The organism is Pseudoalteromonas maricaloris (genome assembly GCF_024746855.1).
GTDB classification, from domain to species: Bacteria; Pseudomonadota; Gammaproteobacteria; order Enterobacterales; family Alteromonadaceae; genus Pseudoalteromonas; species Pseudoalteromonas maricaloris.
In genome coordinates this window covers 2,882,039-2,898,651 of record NZ_CP024625.1, presented here as the reverse complement: position 1 = coordinate 2,898,651, position 16,613 = coordinate 2,882,039, and the positions used below count along the sequence as shown (strand labels likewise).

At 43.9% G+C, this 16,613-nt stretch carries 13 protein-coding genes; 3 read left to right on the top strand and 10 right to left on the bottom strand.

Translation table 11 applies throughout. The annotated features are described in order from the left end of the window. Positions 1-11: 11 nt before the first annotated feature. Positions 12-767 carry a Nif3-like dinuclear metal center hexameric protein gene (locus CTT31_RS12740; protein ID WP_260491386.1) on the bottom strand — a complete coding sequence of 252 codons (756 nt, stop codon included), beginning with the start codon at positions 765-767 and terminating at the stop codon, positions 12-14. A 191-nt stretch (positions 768-958) separates the two neighbouring features. Between CTT31_RS12740 and CTT31_RS12735 the strand changes: the two genes are divergently transcribed. Next, positions 959-2,992: a tetratricopeptide repeat protein gene (locus CTT31_RS12735; protein WP_260491385.1), complete on the top strand. Its 2,034-nt coding sequence runs from the start codon at positions 959-961 to the stop codon at positions 2,990-2,992. A gap of 83 nt (positions 2,993-3,075) precedes the next feature. Here CTT31_RS12735 and CTT31_RS12730 read toward each other — a convergent pair whose 3' ends face one another. Together CTT31_RS12730 and CTT31_RS12725 are read right to left on the bottom strand one after the other, a co-directional pair. Continuing rightward, on the bottom strand, positions 3,076-4,152 hold the full coding sequence (locus CTT31_RS12730; protein ID WP_260491384.1) for an efflux RND transporter periplasmic adaptor subunit: 1,077 nt from the start codon (positions 4,150-4,152) through the stop codon (positions 3,076-3,078). Between the two features lie 14 nt (positions 4,153-4,166). Beyond that, entirely contained in the window at positions 4,167-7,277 is a 3,111-nt protein-coding gene (locus tag CTT31_RS12725) for an efflux RND transporter permease subunit (protein ID WP_260491382.1), read from the bottom strand. A 285-nt stretch (positions 7,278-7,562) separates the two neighbouring features. Between CTT31_RS12725 and CTT31_RS12720 the strand changes: the two genes are divergently transcribed. Next, positions 7,563-8,027, top strand: a complete 465-nt coding sequence (locus tag CTT31_RS12720; protein ID WP_260491381.1) for a hypothetical protein — start codon at positions 7,563-7,565, stop codon at positions 8,025-8,027. A 63-nt stretch (positions 8,028-8,090) separates the two neighbouring features. On the opposite strand, the gene CTT31_RS12715 is transcribed toward CTT31_RS12720, so the two are convergent. The 7 genes from CTT31_RS12715 to dinG form a co-directional block, all read right to left on the bottom strand. Beyond that, a complete protein-coding gene (locus tag CTT31_RS12715; RefSeq protein WP_130125961.1) occupies positions 8,091-8,885 on the bottom strand; it encodes an NPP1 family protein in 795 nt (264 codons plus the stop codon). Positions 8,886-8,985: 100 nt separating this feature from the next. After that, positions 8,986-9,147 (bottom strand): DUF2496 domain-containing protein, encoded by a 162-nt coding sequence (locus tag CTT31_RS12710; RefSeq protein ID WP_010375809.1) that lies wholly within the window; start codon positions 9,145-9,147, stop codon positions 8,986-8,988. Then, on the bottom strand, positions 9,144-9,416 hold the full coding sequence (locus CTT31_RS12705) for a late competence development ComFB family protein (RefSeq protein WP_039496836.1): 273 nt from the start codon (positions 9,414-9,416) through the stop codon (positions 9,144-9,146). Before CTT31_RS12705 ends, CTT31_RS12710 begins: the two co-directional genes overlap by 4 nt. A 27-nt stretch (positions 9,417-9,443) precedes the next feature. After that, positions 9,444-10,349 (bottom strand): histone deacetylase family protein, encoded by a 906-nt coding sequence (locus CTT31_RS12700; RefSeq protein WP_260491380.1) that lies wholly within the window; start codon positions 10,347-10,349, stop codon positions 9,444-9,446. Further along, a complete protein-coding gene (locus tag CTT31_RS12695) occupies positions 10,349-10,948 on the bottom strand; it encodes a primosomal replication protein (RefSeq protein ID WP_039496840.1) in 600 nt (199 codons plus the stop codon). Before CTT31_RS12695 ends, CTT31_RS12700 begins: the two co-directional genes overlap by 1 nt. Further along, entirely contained in the window at positions 10,945-11,724 is a 780-nt protein-coding gene (locus CTT31_RS12690; RefSeq protein ID WP_010606576.1) for a TSUP family transporter, read from the bottom strand. The genes CTT31_RS12695 and CTT31_RS12690 overlap by 4 nt, the downstream gene beginning before the upstream one ends. A gap of 2 nt (positions 11,725-11,726) precedes the next feature. Next, positions 11,727-13,796 carry an ATP-dependent DNA helicase DinG gene (dinG, locus tag CTT31_RS12685; protein ID WP_260491378.1) on the bottom strand — a complete coding sequence of 690 codons (2,070 nt, stop codon included), beginning with the start codon at positions 13,794-13,796 and terminating at the stop codon, positions 11,727-11,729. 167 nt (positions 13,797-13,963) lie between these two features. Here dinG and CTT31_RS12680 point away from each other — a divergent pair, with 167 nt between their 5' ends. Further along, positions 13,964-16,300 (top strand): DNA polymerase II, encoded by a 2,337-nt coding sequence (locus tag CTT31_RS12680; RefSeq protein WP_260491377.1) that lies wholly within the window; start codon positions 13,964-13,966, stop codon positions 16,298-16,300. The last annotated feature ends 313 nt before the right edge of the window (positions 16,301-16,613 follow it).

The window sequence follows — 16,613 nt, the reverse complement described above, 5'->3', positions numbered from 1 at the left end:
GCAAAGTGCTATTAAACCGGGTTGTCGATATCAATAAATTCAACATCCAAACCATATTGCGCAGCCAAATATTCACCAAGTGCCTTCGCGCCGTAACGCTCTGTGGCATGATGTCCCGCTGCGATAAAGTGGATCTGTTGCTCGTTAGATGAATGAATGGTTTGCTCTGATGCTTCACCCGTTAAGTAGGCATCAATGCCTTGGCTTACCGCGAGATCGATAAAGCTTTGCCCACCACCTGTACACCAAGCGATGGTGCTGATCGGGTGATCGCCTGCAACATTTAAGAGCGGCTTTCTACCGAGTTTCTCTGCAACTAAAGCGGCAAAATCAACAGCAGTCATTGGCGTCGTTAATTTACCTTTTACCGCTACGCTATTTTTATTCCAAGGTTCAAGCGGTCTTTCATATTCAAGCCCAAGTAGCTTACCGAGCTGTGCGTTATTCCCGAGTTCAGGGTGAACATCCAGTGGGAGGTGGTATGAGATTAAGTTGATGTCATTGGCAAGCAGGGCTTGTAGTCGGCGCTTTTTCATGCCAGTGACACACTGATCTTCCCCTTTCCAAAAATAGCCGTGGTGAACCAAAATGGCATCTGCACCGCGTTCAATAGCGGCATCAATTAAAGCTTGGCTTGCGGTAACACCCGTGACGATTTTTTGGATTTCGTCTGTCCCTTCTACTTGCAGACCATTTGGACAGTAATCGTTAATTTGAAATGGCTTCAGTAATTCCGTTAATTGATTCACTAATTTGGTTCGTTTCATAACACCCCCTAACTCTTAGATAGCGCTAGTTTAACTGGTTTTACGATAGATCAAAAAGGGAGATTACACCGGTAGATGCGTGCAGTATGAAGGAATAAAGGCAAACAGCTCGGATCTGATTGTTCTTTTATTCGAAATAAAAATAAATTACTGTATATCTTTAGTTCTTTATTATTAGTAAAGGTAAATATATGTTTAAGTGTGCAGTGTGTCTGCTGCTTTTGTGTACGTTTTACGTTCAAGCAGAACTGAATGAAGAGGGTTTTGAGTCTCTTCGGCTGCAAATTAGAGAACAATATACCGTTGACCCTAAAGTTGCGCTTCAGCTCACTGAGCAAGCCTTAAATACTAGCCGTTTGAGTGCAGACCAAAAAATCAAAATCCTGAATTACAAAGCCTGGTTTCAAATGGAGCTGAATCAATTTTCGGCTGCTATGCGCACGACAAATGAAATCAAACGACTGATAAGTGGCGCTCAAGATAAATCACTGATTTATGCTTACTATAATTTGTCGGGGGGAGTTTATTCTAAACTAGGACTGTATGAGCTTGCTTTGGTGCAGTACAAGGATGCATTGATTGTTGCGGAGCAACGAGGCGACGACATGGTATACCAAACAAAAAGTAATATTGCTGACGTTTATTTTTTGCTCGGCCAATATGATGTCGCGTTAGATTATTATAATGAGTATTTGCACTTTCTGAATTCAAACAAAGATGAGCTGTCATTATCATTGCTTTACAACAATATTGCTAAAGTCTACATAGCTAAAAGTGAATATGATAATGCTACAAAATTTATTGATAAAGCACAGCAAATTCAAAAGAGTAGTAAGTCTGACTACCATCTAGCGTATTCGTCACAGTTCCGAGGAAAAGTCGCGCTTGCTAGAGGGCAACTAGGTGCTGCATCGGCCTATTTCAGGAAAGCTATCATGACTTTTCAACGGCTAGGGAATATTCGCGAAGTCAATGATGTTAAGCTCGATTTAATTACCTTGGATATCAAACAAGGAGATATCTCGGAAGCTAAAAAGTTGGCAGAAGAAGTCTTGGATTCGACAGTGCAAACAAACAGTAAAAATAAACAGGTAAGCGCTTTGTCGGTGCTAGCGAAAATAGCCGAGTTACAAGGGGACAGTAAATATGCATTGGCTTTAACGCAGGAATTAAGCCGAGTGGAAAGAGATATCTATGCTCAGCAGCGCAATATTACCTTATCTCGTGCTTCTTACGAACTTGAGATGGTTGAGAAAGAATTAGAGATTGAGTCGCTTAAACGAGTGCATGCGGTTCATGCAGCAGAGGCAAGCGCACAACAAAAGTGGCTGTTGAGTATTATCATCTTCATGTTGATTTATGCCATATCAACTATCGTAGTGATCCAAATAATTCGACGTCGAAATGGCAAGCTACGGACCACACTAAAAGAGTTAACCAATACGCAAGAAATGCTCGTTGAAGCGGAGAAAATGTCGTCACTAGCTGGATTGGTTTCAGGGATGGCGCATCATCTCAATACACCTATAGGCTTAGTGATCACCGCAAACTCTTCCCTTAATGGCTCGCTACGCGACGTTCAAGATAAATTTGAACAAAAAACCCTGTCGCCTAGTCAACTTAACCACTTTATAGGAGATGCTTTAGTGGCATCAGATATTGTTGACCGTAGTGCCAATCGCCTCAATGCCACAGTCGAGCGATTTAAAGCAATTAATACCTCAATTGGTAGTGCAGAACTTAAAACGATAGAATTATCAGACTTTTTAAATTTACACATTCGTGAGATGCTGATCCGCACAGCGCCAAACGCTAAGTTAATGTTGGATAATGATAGCCTTGAGGTACAAACCTATCCCAATATCTTGCTTGAGGTATTGAAGGAGTTTATGCACAACTCAGTGCAACACGGATTTATCGACAATCATATAGAAGACCAACCTCTTATTACCATCCGTGTGAATGAATACGATGATGCATGGCAGCTAAGCTATAAAGATAATGGCCGAGGCCTGCCTGATCATAATACAGAGCAAGTGTTTAATCCCTTTTTTAGTACAAATCTAGCGGCGCAATTAGGACTTGGCTTAACCATTGTATTTAACAGTGTGAGCCATGTGCTTCAGGGCAGTATTAAGGCATATTCAGATGATAAAGGGGTGGAGTTTTTGTTGACCTTACCCAAGCAGCTAAAAAATGGTAGGCGCAAAGCTGTGAAAAATTAATTCAACCACTTTCGGAAGCTGTGATGCTTTTAAAAATGAGCCGCTCGTCCATGAGTGAGCTCATTGGGCTAGTAACGGGTTTGTTATTCAGGGTTTGTCACCTCGACGTCTTGTCCTGTTTGTAGACGCTCTGCGCCGCGAACCGCGACTTTATCACCGGGATGTAAGATATCGCTGGTGCGGGGAGTAATTTCAACCCATTGGCCTTTGCCATTGCCGACGGTGACAGGAATTTGTTCGGCTTTATTTTGCTCATCTATTTTGACGATATGGGTGCCTTGCTTACGTAATATTAAGGCGTCCCGGTCAACTAGCAATACGGCTTGTTTGCTGGTGAGCGGCACTGCCACATCAACTAATTGACCAATTGCCCACGTATGGGTTTGATCTGCTGCAAGTGTTGCACGCACTTCAACGGTTTGTGAGCGCGGATCGGTTGAGGGGATCACCGCTGTGACTTTTGCTGACGTATTATCTGGCTGCGATAAGTCACCAGAACGGATTGGCAGCGCTATGCCTTTTTGCAAAAACTTTAAGTATTTAACGGGCACATATAAGCGAACCTCAAGATGATGGATATCTAATATAGTAAGCAGTTCATCGGCGCGGTTTATTTCTCGTCCCGCGCGCTTAAAACGTTCACTGATAACGCCATCAAATGGTGCACGGACCGTTGCGCGAGATAACTTATCGTCAATAACCCTAAGTTCGACTTCCGCTAAGGCGATATCCGACAGCGCTAGGTCATGTTTATTTTGCATTTCATCGACTTGACTCTCTGCCGCACTACTGGTTTTTGCGAGCTTCTTTAATCGAGTCAATTCTTGTTGATATAAGCGTAAATTGATCTTGGCTCGATTTAATAATTCGGCTTGGCGGGCCTTATCGAGTTCCAGCGGGAGTGTATCCATACGTACTAAGATTTCGTCTTTTGCGACGCTGGTACCGGGTTCGGCTACGTACAACAAACGGCCACTAACCCCAGCGGTCAGCGTCACATCGTCTTTCCCATAAAGTGTGCCACTAACTTCAATTTCGCTCGTGAGAGGGGCTTTTGTCACTTCAGCGACGGTGACTGGCACGACGGCGAAGGCTTGTGGCGCAACGATCCCAGCACAAAGTGCTAGGGCCTGAAGTGTCTGTTTTATCGGGTTTTTCATTCTGTTCTCACTACTTACTGATTGGCAACTAGGCTGAGCGGGGCTTTGGCCGTTGATTTGTTTGTTTCGGATGGCGGAGTTTGCCGCCCCAGTTGCAATAAACTTGGCATCAACACTAAGGTAAATAATGCACTGATAGCCATGCCACCGACGATGACGGTCGCAAGGCCGCGGTAGATTTCTGAGCCGACGCCTGGCATGAGCATGAGTGGCAGCATGCCAAACAGACTGGTTAAGGTGCTCAAGTAAACGGGTCTTGCTCTTAGTAACACCGCTTGTCTGACCGATTCTTCACGGCTCATGCCTGATGCCATCGCAACGCGAGTCTGATCCACCAGCAAAATGGCGTTATTTACGACCAGTCCAAGCAAGATGATAAAACCTATCATGGTCAGTAAATCCAAGGACTGGAAGGTAAAGAGGTTTAAGATATACAGAGCCAGCACGCCACCTGCGATAGCCAGTGGCATCACTAACAATACCAAGGCGCTGTCTTTGGCGGACTTGAACAGCGCGGTCATTAACAAAAATAAAATGAACAATGCGAGGACAAAATTCAACGCCATTTCTTCCATTGCGGAATTCATCTTTTGCGCATTCCCCGCCAAAATAGCACCAGCACTGGCCGGCAGGCTTGCGCGCACTTTTGGCATTACCTGTTCACTCAAGATGGTTTGCACTTGCTGCAGGCTCATATCAACCGGAGGCGTGACAACAATGCTGACCGTACGGCGACCGTTCACACGCCGCAGTTGCGTCGGGCCAACTGTACGTTCTATATTTGCCAACTCGCCGAGAGTTTGAATTCCTGACTGAGGTGTTACGATGGGCAAGGCTTTTAGTTCCTCAGGGCTTTGCCAAGGGATACCACGAAGGATAACATTCATGCGCTCGTTACCATCAAAATACTCATTGACGAATAATCCACTGGTATAAGCTTGTACCGCTTGAGACACATCTCGACGCGTTAATCCCGCTTGGGTGATCCTGCGATCGTTAGGCGTTAATCTAAGCTCTGGCTCTGCCATATCCAATCGCGGCTGAGGTCTGGCAGTTGCCTCTGGTAGCGCGGTTTGTACTGCCTGCAAAGCCACTTGAGCTGCTGAGATTAAGTCGTCCATATTGGGACCTGTGAGGTCAATATTGATATCGCGACCATCGCCGCCATTGGCGACTTGGATCATCGAGCCGCGAAAGAAAAACACTTGAGTATCGGGAAGGTCAACGAAGATTTCTTCTCTGGCCACTTTCATCAGTTCTTCAACACGTTGAGGGTCGGCTGAATAGATAAAGCCGCCAGCATTAGAGCCAAACGCATAGAAATTAAAGTCTTTAATACCTGGTTCTTTTTCGCCTTGGTAATAGGGCATTAAGCGCTTTTTCACGCGCAGAAGTAGTTCTTCTTCCATAAACTGCACATTGCCACCAGGTGGTGTCACTAGGTTAAAGAAAAAGCCATCGGTGGGGGCTCTTGGCATAAAGTCAGTTTTTGGCAGCATGGTCATGGTTGCAACCACCGAGCCACCCAGTAATACGCCAATCCAAGTAAGTTGCTTTACTCTGTTATTGGTCAACTTCATGATGAAATTGGTGAGTTTTTGCCAGTATTGATGATAAGGATCTGGTTTTAGTTCAGAGTCTGGCCACAAATGGTTTGCCAGTGGAATAAGGGTAATAGCACACAACATTGACGCAATAACGGCAATCGAGAGTGTCAGTGCTAAATCTGAGAATAGCTGTCCCTCAATACCCGCCATAAAGAGAATAGGTAAAAAGATGGCGACGCTGGTGGTTGTCGAAGCAAATAATGCTCCGGTCACTTGGGCCGCTCCTTTTAAGGCGGCTTTTTTGTTATCGAATCCTTCTGCTCTTAAGCGTGAGATATTCTCCTGAACTATGATAGCGGCGTCTAGTACAAGGCCTACTGCAAATGCTAACCCCGCCAACGAGATCACATTCAGACTGCGGTCAAAGATATTCAGTGCGAGAAAGGCGACCATCAATGAAATGGGGATTGTAGCTGCAATCACCAAAGTTGCTTTTAAGCCTCTAAAAAATAGCCACAGAATTAGACAAGATAAGAGTACCCCAAGGCCTAAATTACTTTTTACTAAAGAAAGTGCATTACGAATGTGGACGGAGGCATCAAAGCTGAGCTCAATCGACAAGCCATTCTCAGCCAGCGGCCCTTGGTTTAATTCATCAATTGCAAGGTTGATTTCATCAAGTAAGGCAACGGTATTTGCCTCGTTGGCCCGTGAGATCCGAATATAGTAGGCTGGTTTACCATTGCGGCCACTCATGCCTAAACGGTCTGAGAAGGTGCGTTCCACACTCGCGATATCACCTAAGTAGATTGGCCTGTCTCCTGAATAGCCGATACGCATTTGGGCCATACTGGAAAGGTCGTATTGGCCGGTGAATCGCACGGTATATTGACGACGTCCAACGTTGGCGAGACCTCCAGAGGTATCGCGAGAGCTCGCAAGTACATTACTGATTTGATCTAAACTAATACCAAGCGCGGCGGCTTTGTGCGGATCGAAAGTAATACGCAGCTCTTTTGGCCGCTCGCTCGCTAGATCGACACGTGCCACGCCGGGAATACGTGCAAGTCTTGGTTCAATAAACTCATCGATTTGCTTTTGAAACTGCGCCATATCAAAGTCGAGACTATTTGATTGATAGTCTTTGGGCGTGACCAGCAAAGTGGCTGCTGCTTCACCGTTATTACCGCCGGCGAATACGACTGGGTCTAGGGCATCAAGTGGCAACGGCGGAGCCTGATTTAAGCTTGTTAGCACATCTAGCATCGCTTGTTGCATATTCGCACCCACCGCAAATGTTAGCGTAATAGAGCCATTACCACGATTGATGTTGGTATTAACTTCAAGTGCGCCAGGTGTGTTTTTTACCGCATTTTCTAGCGGTTCGATGATCACCGATTCTATTTCTTCTGGAGCGGCTTGGCGCCATCCCGAGAAAATCGTGATCTGTGGTTGCTCAATATCTGGCGTCAACTGAATGGGCAGTTTAAATATACTTAACAGCCCAAATAAAATAATCAACACCAAGATGACAATTACACTCGCTGGATTTTTTAGCGAACTGCGTGTCACGTTCATTTGGTATATTCCAATCTTGCTTTTTCTGCATTGTAGTGGGATGTAAAAAAAGTGCCAGTAAGGTGAAATTCACGTTTGCTAAAGTTAGCGCTAAATCGGCGAAAATAAGCGATAAAGAGCATTTCTGTAATACCTTGTAACGCTTTTTTATAGTTTGAAAAACTTTTTGATCTGAATTAAGGGCAACTGAACTTGTACTAGTAAGATCAATAGAAGTGGCTAAACTTAGCTGAGCATGATCAGTTCTTAGCAATAATTGATAAATGATGTTCATAAGGAGGTTATATGTACGTTGCGTTAAAATGGGACCATATTATTGGAGCACATTTTGTTCAGTGGATCGTTGTAAAATGCAGTGGCGTAACGGACAAATTTGGGTTACCGCAAGCCTTACCCCCTCGGCGTGATATTGCCTATTTCACCGATCCCCAATCTGCTGAGCAAGATGCTAAACAATTTGCGGATTACAAAAATACTGGGCAAATGGCGCATATTGAAAAAAAATACTCACCCAACTTGGGGGAGCACCATGGTTTTTGTCACTATGCGTGGGATCACACCTATCTGAGTGAATTAGTAAAACACGCTGTGCTCTATTGGGAAGATGGCAAACACTTCTCACCCGAACCATATAGAAGCGATATTGCCTATTTTATCGATCCGCAAACAAGTGAAATGGATAGTATTTTCTTTGCACAATATAAATTAGAGCGAGCAAGGCTGCTGAGGCAAAAGCAAGATGCAGGTTAATACCTATTGGTATAAGCATATCGACTCACCTCACCGACGGGTGAGGTGAGTTTGTTATAGCAATTACTGAGCGTTATCTACATCACTTTGTGAGTACACTGGGTAGTCACTGGGTTTAAAGCGATTAAGGTTATTGAGGAAGCGACTGTCTTTAACGGGCAAGGTGGCAGAGCCATAATCATATTGATTGAGCTTTTCTCGTAACTCCGTGTTCGAAATTCCATCTCCAGCCATTTTGTACCAACTGATGATAGCGGGTGTGACAAAGCGGTAATAGTGGTTTTCAGCGATTTCGTTTGATTTGGCGAAGCGCAGTGCATGGGTCAAAATGCCGTCTTTATGATAGACAATTTTTAAGTGGCCATTCTCGAATGGTAGCTCATTAGCAGGTTTAGTGAATAAGTCGCCATGTGCGCTATAACTACCGTGTGTAACTATCCCATCTCGAGTCCATATCGCTGCATACTCCCAATCATGGCGGTGACCACCACCAAAGTAATCAAACACTTGATCTTTTTTGAAGTAAAGTGCATAGAAGTGTCCACAATACTCGCCGCTAGTCGTTGTTTTACAAGCGTAGCGATGCACAGTATTAGAAGTATTTAAAAATTGATTATCTCGGCAATCACCTGTGATGCGCCCCGATGTTTTTAGCCCTGAATTTTGCACGCCAGTTCTACTGATCCCTGCGCTAGGCAGGCAACCATCACCGTCAAAATCGAACACAGGTTCAGTACCATTGATAATGTAGGGGGCTGGTAGGGCTTCGTCTAATGCCGCAAAGTCATTGGCGTAAGCGTATTGTGTACACGCTGCAACAATTGCGAGGGACAATAAAGGGAGTTGTGTTGTTGTCATACTGCTTTCCTTAATAAATGCAGTTGTGCCGTTTTGCACAACCGCTATCGATTAGAATCTAAGATTAAAAAAGAAGTATGACTTAAATGTATATTTAATGTTAAGTTTTTTGTTGGTTGTTTAGCTTTTTTTGAAAGTCAGATCTGACAATTTCAAGTGCAGCCATGACTTCTTCTGCAGGAAGATCATGCTCTTCTAACAACATAATAAGGTCGACGGCAAGTTTTACATGAGTTGGCGCTTGTTCTAGAGGGGTACTCATACTTGAAATTGTTCCTTTTTAGCGATTTGTGCAATGGCAAAGTCAATCGCACTTTCTACCGCTTGTTCCATTTTTACACGCTCGGGCTGAGGCAGGTAAAACTCCATGTCGACATCGTAGCGAATATAACGCGATGGAAGTTGGTTCAAAACAGTACAACAAAAGTCGGCCATTACGTCTTCATCATAGATTTTATCTAACTTACGACGGACGATATGTTCGACTACCAGCTTTTCATAATAATTATGAATATCATCATGTAACTTCATACAGCCTCCTGCATATTCCTTTTAAGTTTATATCATAATAGCGGGGTTATCGAACAAAGCCAAAAAGGTTTGTTGATGTATATCTACAAGATGATCAACGTCGCGCTGATAGCCCCCACCTAGAGCAAAAGCTAATGGAATATTGAGGTGATGAGCATACTCAAAAACAATCGAATCCCGAGCCCTAACACCTTGCTTTGAAACACTAAAGTGTCCTAGTTCATCGCCTTGATACACATCTGCGCCGGCGTTATAAAGGATGATGTCTGGCTGGTATAATCGAACCGCCAGTTGTAAGGCTTCGCGGACGGTTGCCACATATTGCGCGTCCTGTGTATTCACAGGCAAAGCAAAGTCCAAATCGGATTGCGGTTTAACGCGAGGAAAGTTACTTTCACAGTGGATGGAGCAGGTAATGATATCGTCTCTATCTGCAACGATCGTTGCAGTGCCATCGCCTTGATGCACGTCACAATCAAAGATAAGCACTCGCTCAACCCGTTGATGGGCAATGAGCGTTGCTGCGATTACCGCCCAATCATTAAATATGCAAAAGCCGCTGCCAAAATCACGATGTGCGTGATGATAGCCGCCGCTTAAGTTTGCTCCAAATCCATATTCGAGCGCATACTTTGCTGCCGCTAAACCGCCACCTAGAGAAATCAAAGTGCGTTCAACTAGTTGTTCACTCCAAGGGAAGCCCATTTTCTTAATGGCTTTTTCGCTCAACGTGCCGTTTAGAAAGGCATCAACGTAATTACTGTCGTGGCAAAGTTGCAGTGCATCAGCTGTGATTTTTTGCTCGGACTTTTTGATAAATTGAGCAAATTTACTGGCGTTTATTCGTTGGTATAATTTTTTATACTTGCTGATAGGGAAGCGGTGCTTTTCAGGTAGATTTAGCTCGCTATAAATAGGGTGGTAGTAAAGCATTAACGGCTCTGACTTTTCTCAACTTCTTGAATTTTTTGCTCGGTGGCGGAAATGGCCTTTCTGCAGCGGCCAAGGCGGGCATGAAGGGCTAATATTTCGGCATTGAGTTTGGCAGCCTGAGTGGGATCTGCTTTGTCCATCTGTAGTCTTCTGAGATCAATCATTTCTTGCAATCGACGCTCAAATTCATGATTTTGCGACAGTTCCTGATATAACTCATGGGACGATTGCATAATCTTCTGCACAGCCTTCTTATACACTTTGGCTTTTTTTGGTGTATTTAGTTTGTTTTCTTTCGCCCAGACCGGGGTTGATTTTAACACCTTCAACACGGCTTCCATTTGTGAACCTATCCGCTCGATGGCAAATGTAAAGGCGTGGCGCTGTTCACTTGGCGGCAGGTGGGACATTGCTTCAGCTATTTCTTCAACATAGTCGCTGAGCTTTAAGCTTTTAGTTCGAAATACACGGGCATCAAATAAGCTGGGCTGTGCCTGCATATAACGATTCTTATCAAACCATTTCGCGGAGTCAAATTGCGCTGCTTGTTGCTTTAAGCGGCTGACTTGTTGCTCAAGCTTGATAAGTCCTGTACTCACGAGAAATAAGCCTCAAAAATGAGCTTGCCAGCAAGTACAATAACCACAGTGTTAAAGAGTGGTTTGATCAGTTTGTTGCCAAACTTAATTGCAGAATGCGCACCAAGCCAAGCACCAAACATTAAAAAGGCGCCCATGGTGATACCCAGCATAAAGTTAACATGACCCAAGGCTACAAAGGTGATAAGCGAAATAAAGTTGGAAACAAAGTTCATTGAACGAGCAAGACCACAGTTTAAAAGTAAGCTCATTTTATAGAGCATACTGTTAGACGCAGTCCAAAACGTGCCAGTACCAGGTCCAGCCATACCATCAAAAAATCCCAACGATAAACCTTGCGCCCATTGCTTGATTTTGAGTGCTCGGTTCGCTTCTGGCAAAGTATGGGAATCTGTTGGGCTTAGTCTACCGACCAAGCTATAAATTGCGACAGCGATGATAATAACGGGAATAAGTTTATTTAAAAACTCGATACTTAGAAAGTCGACAAGTAATGTGCCCAATACTGCACCTATCGCAGTGGCAATAATAGAGCCAATCCAAAAGCTAGGTTTGAATAACTGCTTTTTGTAGTAGGTAAAGCTGGCGGTTAAGGAGCCAAAACTCGCGGCAAGCTTGTTGGTACCTAAGGTTAAATGCGGAGGAAGGCCAGCAGTAAGCAAAGCTGGTACGGTTAGCAGCCCACCACCACCTGCAATTGCATCAATAAATCCAGCAGCCAGTGCGACTAAGCAAAGTAACCCCCAAGTAGTGGGATCTAAAGCGAGTTCAAACATTATTAATCAATTTGCCTTTTGTATGGTGGCAGAGTATCAAGCATGGCTTTGCCATAACGTTTTGTAACTAAACGTCTATCTAAGATGGTGATACGGCCGGAGTCTGATTCTTTACGCAGCAGTCTACCACAGCTTTGTACTAATTTCTTTGCAGCATCGGGTACAGTGATAGATAAAAATGGATTCCCCCCTTTACTTTGCACAAATTCCGCTTGAGCCTCTTCAATAGGAGAGGTTGGTACGGCGAAAGGGATCTTAGTCACCACTAGGTTCTCTAGGTATTTTCCGGGTAAATCTAGCCCCTCGGATAAGCTTTGTGTACCAAATAAGATACTGCCGCGACCTAAGTCGATATTTGCTTTGTGACGAGTGAGTAAGGCATCACGGGAAAGCTCACCCTGCACCAAAATATTGAGATTTTTACCTCTTAATTTTTCTACTACATGGTTCATTTGCCAATAAGAAGCAAACAGTACAAGGTTAGCCTTACTGGTGTCTAAATAAGTTGGCAGGGCATCCGCTAAATAATCGCTAAAGGCTTTATCCGTTGGATCTGTTTGAGTTTTTGGCAAATGCAATGTCGCTTGATTGGGGTAATCAAACGGAGAATCAGCCTTGATATATTTAACACCAGGCTCTTTTGCCAGCCCACTTTCGTGGGCGAAATGATCAAATGTGCCTAAAGCACTGAGGGTTGCGGAGCAGAGCACCGCGCCTGCACACTCACGCCAGAGGTTATCCTTCAAATAATAGCCGACTTCGATCGGACAATCGCAAAGTAAATGGTCGTGATGGTGTTTGTATTCTAAGCGTTTTATCCACCTTGCATGTGGCACGTTGTCGCCTTTTCGCGCATAGCTAAACCAGAGTTTGTTAAGTTGCTCAAGCCGGTTGATATATTGACCGCTTTCAACCAATAACGGATCGGCTAAAAAAGCTTGCACATCGCCGTCTGAAACATCGCCCGACAGTGCATCATGCATCTTGGTAAGACAACGCAGTGCATCTTGCGTGGCATCAGCGATATCTTTTGCTTTTACGGTGAGCGCTTCAGGTACTTCGCCATGACTAAAGCGGTAGGTATCGTCATCGTTATAGGTAAAGGCGCTCTGATCGAGTATATCTCTTACCGCTCTAAGGTATTTCGCCGCGTCATTGGCTGCATCGTTCAGTTTGAAATTCTGCCCAATGGCTTTTTGCGAAACCACAGTGTTTGCCATCTTTCCGCTAAACTTAAGTAGCTTTTCAAGCCACTCGATAGTGCCTTTAATCGTTGCCGCTGCAGAAGAAAAATCTCTGGTAATATGAGGCAGGTGGTGCGCTTCATCAATTACGTAAAATGTTTCTTCTGGTTCCGGTAATATCGTCCCGCCACCTAGTTCTAAGTCTGCCAGTAACAAAGCGTGATTAATCACTAGCACATCCATTTGTGCAATCTTTTGTCGAGCTAAATGAAAAGGGCATAAGTGATGAGATTTTAATTGCCGTTGGCAGGCGTGTTTATCACAAGCGATAACATTCCAAACTTTATCTGGAATTGTGTCTTCCCAGCTATCCCTGTCACCTTGCCAGCGCTTTTCTTGGTAAGCAAGTGCTAACTCTCTCAAGCACTTTTGCTCCATTTGAGAAAGCGGGCTGCTGGTTGTCGGCATCATCGACATTTGCATCTCATCATCGCTGACGGCAGCCATCAGTTTTTGTACGCAGATGTAGCGTTGACGGCCTTTTACAAGGTCAAATTTAAAGTCTATACCTGAATGTTCTTTTAAAAATGGCAACTCTTTGTTGATCAGTTGTTCTTGTAAAGCGACGGTTGCAGTTGAAATGACGAGTTTCTTTTTACTTGAGAGTGCGACAGGAAGCGCGCCGAGTAGATAGGCTAAAGATTTTCCGGTGCCTGTTCCTGCTTCAATCACGCAAATACGTTGAGTGCGGTGATAATCACCAGAGAGTGTTTTTGCTATTTCGGCGACCAGATAATTTTGACTCGGACGAGGACGAAAGCCATCTAAAGCGGAGGCGACATTTTGATGTGCTTGGCGGATGGTTTTTTTTAGTTTGTCTGAGAGCATAATCTATTTAGCCTAGAGTTCTGATATGAAGCAAGCCTACCACTTGAGTCTCGATTTTTAGTTAATCACTGCGTTAATGGATAGGTTTTATTCTGTTTGTGACTTTATGTTCAATAAACAGGTGGATATAATTACAGTGATTCGTCTATTTTAGGGTGGTATTGGAGTTGGCACAAGCGATATATCAGGGCTTTGTTTTATCGAGACAGCAGATGCAGGTAAATGGCCAACTGCGCTTGTGTTATTGGCTCAAATCGCAACATCAGTTACTCAAGGTGTGGGTAGAGGATGAGCAGCCACTTTTTTTCATTAAACAAGATAAAAAAACGGAAGTAGAGCTGCTGCTAAGTCGCGCTCAGTTGCAGTTTAGTATCTCGCCAAGTCAATTAAAGCACTTCGATCAAGCCCCTGTTTGCGTTGTGAAATTTCGTACCTTGAATCACTTCTATGAGGCAAAACAGCTACTTGAAAATAAAGTCGCATTATATGAAGAAGATATTCGCCATGCCGACCGCTATTTAATGGAGCGCTTTATTCGCGGAGCCGCTTGGGTCAAAGGAAAAGCTACGCAAAAACCGGGCTATATCGAAATTACTCAGGCGCAATTTAAGGCTTGCGATGATTATAGACCACACCTTGAAATGCTTTCTATCGATATAGAATGTAACGGCGAGGGGGTCTTATTTTCGGTGGGTTTAGTGACCGATACAAAAAAGCTGGTGATCATGATAGGTGAGGCGCAACATGCTGCCGTCAATGTAGTTTGGGTTGAAGATGAAATTGCGTTATTAGAAGAGCTGGTCAAGCAAGTAAATCGTTTAGACCCTGATGTGTTAATCGGGTGGAACGTGATTGAATTCGATGCCGCAATACTTGTGGAACGCGCGCAGGCTAACGGCGTCGCACTTGCGATAGGGCGAGATGGCGGAGTGATGTCGACTTTCAAAGGTAACTATACCCGGGTGTTCATTCCGGGGAGAGTGATGCTAGATGGCATTGATATGATGAAAAATGCGACCTATCACTTTGAAACATTTAAACTGAGCTTTGTGGCTGAGAAGATTTTGGGTACTACCAAGCTTATCGCACAGGATGACAGGCTTGAGGAAATCATCAGGCAGTTCCATCATGATAAACTGGCGCTCGCAGCGTATAACTTACAAGATTGTCAATTGGTGCTCGACATTTTTAGTAAACTTAACTTACTTGAATTTGCCCTCGCTCGAACTCAGTTGACGGGTTTGGAACTCGAGAAAATGGGCGGCTCAGTCGCCGCGTTTACCAACTTGTATTTACCGTTACTGCACCGTAGCGGTTACATTGCACCAAATTTATCTGAGCATGGCATTAACTTTGACAGTCCCGGCGGTTATGTCATGGACTCAAAGCCAGGCCTCTATCAAAATATTTTGGTACTCGATTTCAAAAGCCTTTACCCCTCAATTATCCGCACTTTTTGTATTGACCCTATGGGGTTAATAGAAGGATTACAGCATCCTGAACATGCCATAGAGGGCTTTAATAAAGGTAAATTTAGCCGCACAGAACATCATTTACCGGGTTTAGTCGCTGCGCTCTCCAGCGCACGTGAACAAGCTAAATTAGACAAAGACATGATGCTCTCGCAGGCGATTAAAATCATCATGAATAGTTTGTACGGCGTACTTGGGTCTAAGGGGTGTCGGTTTTACGATCCTCGTCTTGCAAGTTCAATAACGATGCGCGGTCATCAGATTATGCAGCAAACGCGAACCTGGATTGAACAGCTTGGATATGAAGTGATCTACGGCGATACCGACTCAACTTTTGTCTGTTTACCCGAGTCTTTGCGTAGCGAAGCGTGCCAAGCAATAGGCAAGCAGCTGATGGCTGAAATTAACGAGCGCTGGCGAGCACTGCTGATGGAAAGCTTTGGCCTCCACAGTCATTTAGAAATAGAGTTTGAAACACATTATAGCCCTTTCTTTATGCCTACCATTCGTGGCCAGGAAGTCGGCTCTAAAAAGCGATATGTTGGGCAGATCACAGAGCTTGGCAAGCAAAAGCTGGTTTTTAAAGGAATGGAGACCGTGCGTAGCGATTGGACGGAAATTGCAAAGGAGTACCAACAAGCAATTATTCGCGCGCTGTTTGATGGGCTCGACACCGTTGAGATCACCCACCAATACATAAATGAGATTTTCGCTGGAAAAGTAGACGAAAAACTCATTTATAAAAAGAAGCTTGGTAAGTCTGTTGAACTATATACAAAAAATATTCCTCCCCAAGTAAAAGCGGCGAAACAAGCTATCGAGGATGGGTTGTTGCAAACCGCCAAAAAGGGGGCACAAATACCGTACTACTTAAGTACCGATGGACCTAAGTTCGCGCAGCAAGGCAAGCTCGTAGATATTGATTATTATCAATATGTTGAAAAGCAAATTCTGCCGATATATCAGATGCTTCCCAATGCTTCTAAGCTATCGATTCGTTCAGATGGGCAGCAAAGTTTCGATTTGCTTTAATCGAGACCGTACAATCAAACTGCCAGCATCTTCCAGTTTTAAAATTAATTAGTCAGTTAAATACACTAAAATAAAGTTCCTTTTTTGTTAACTTAAAAACCCTTCTTTTGCTCATTTATTGTACTATTGTTTTGTTTTTAAGGATTCATTGGTTTTAATTTTAACCAAAATAATTTTTTATTCTTTTTAATTCAATTGGTTGTGGTTGGTTTTTATTGTGCCTTAAATTGGTAATTGCAAAAAACAGCATAATTAACCTTGATCATTGGTCTGGTGTTTGTTTAATATCTTGCCCCTAATGTTGCTATTTTAG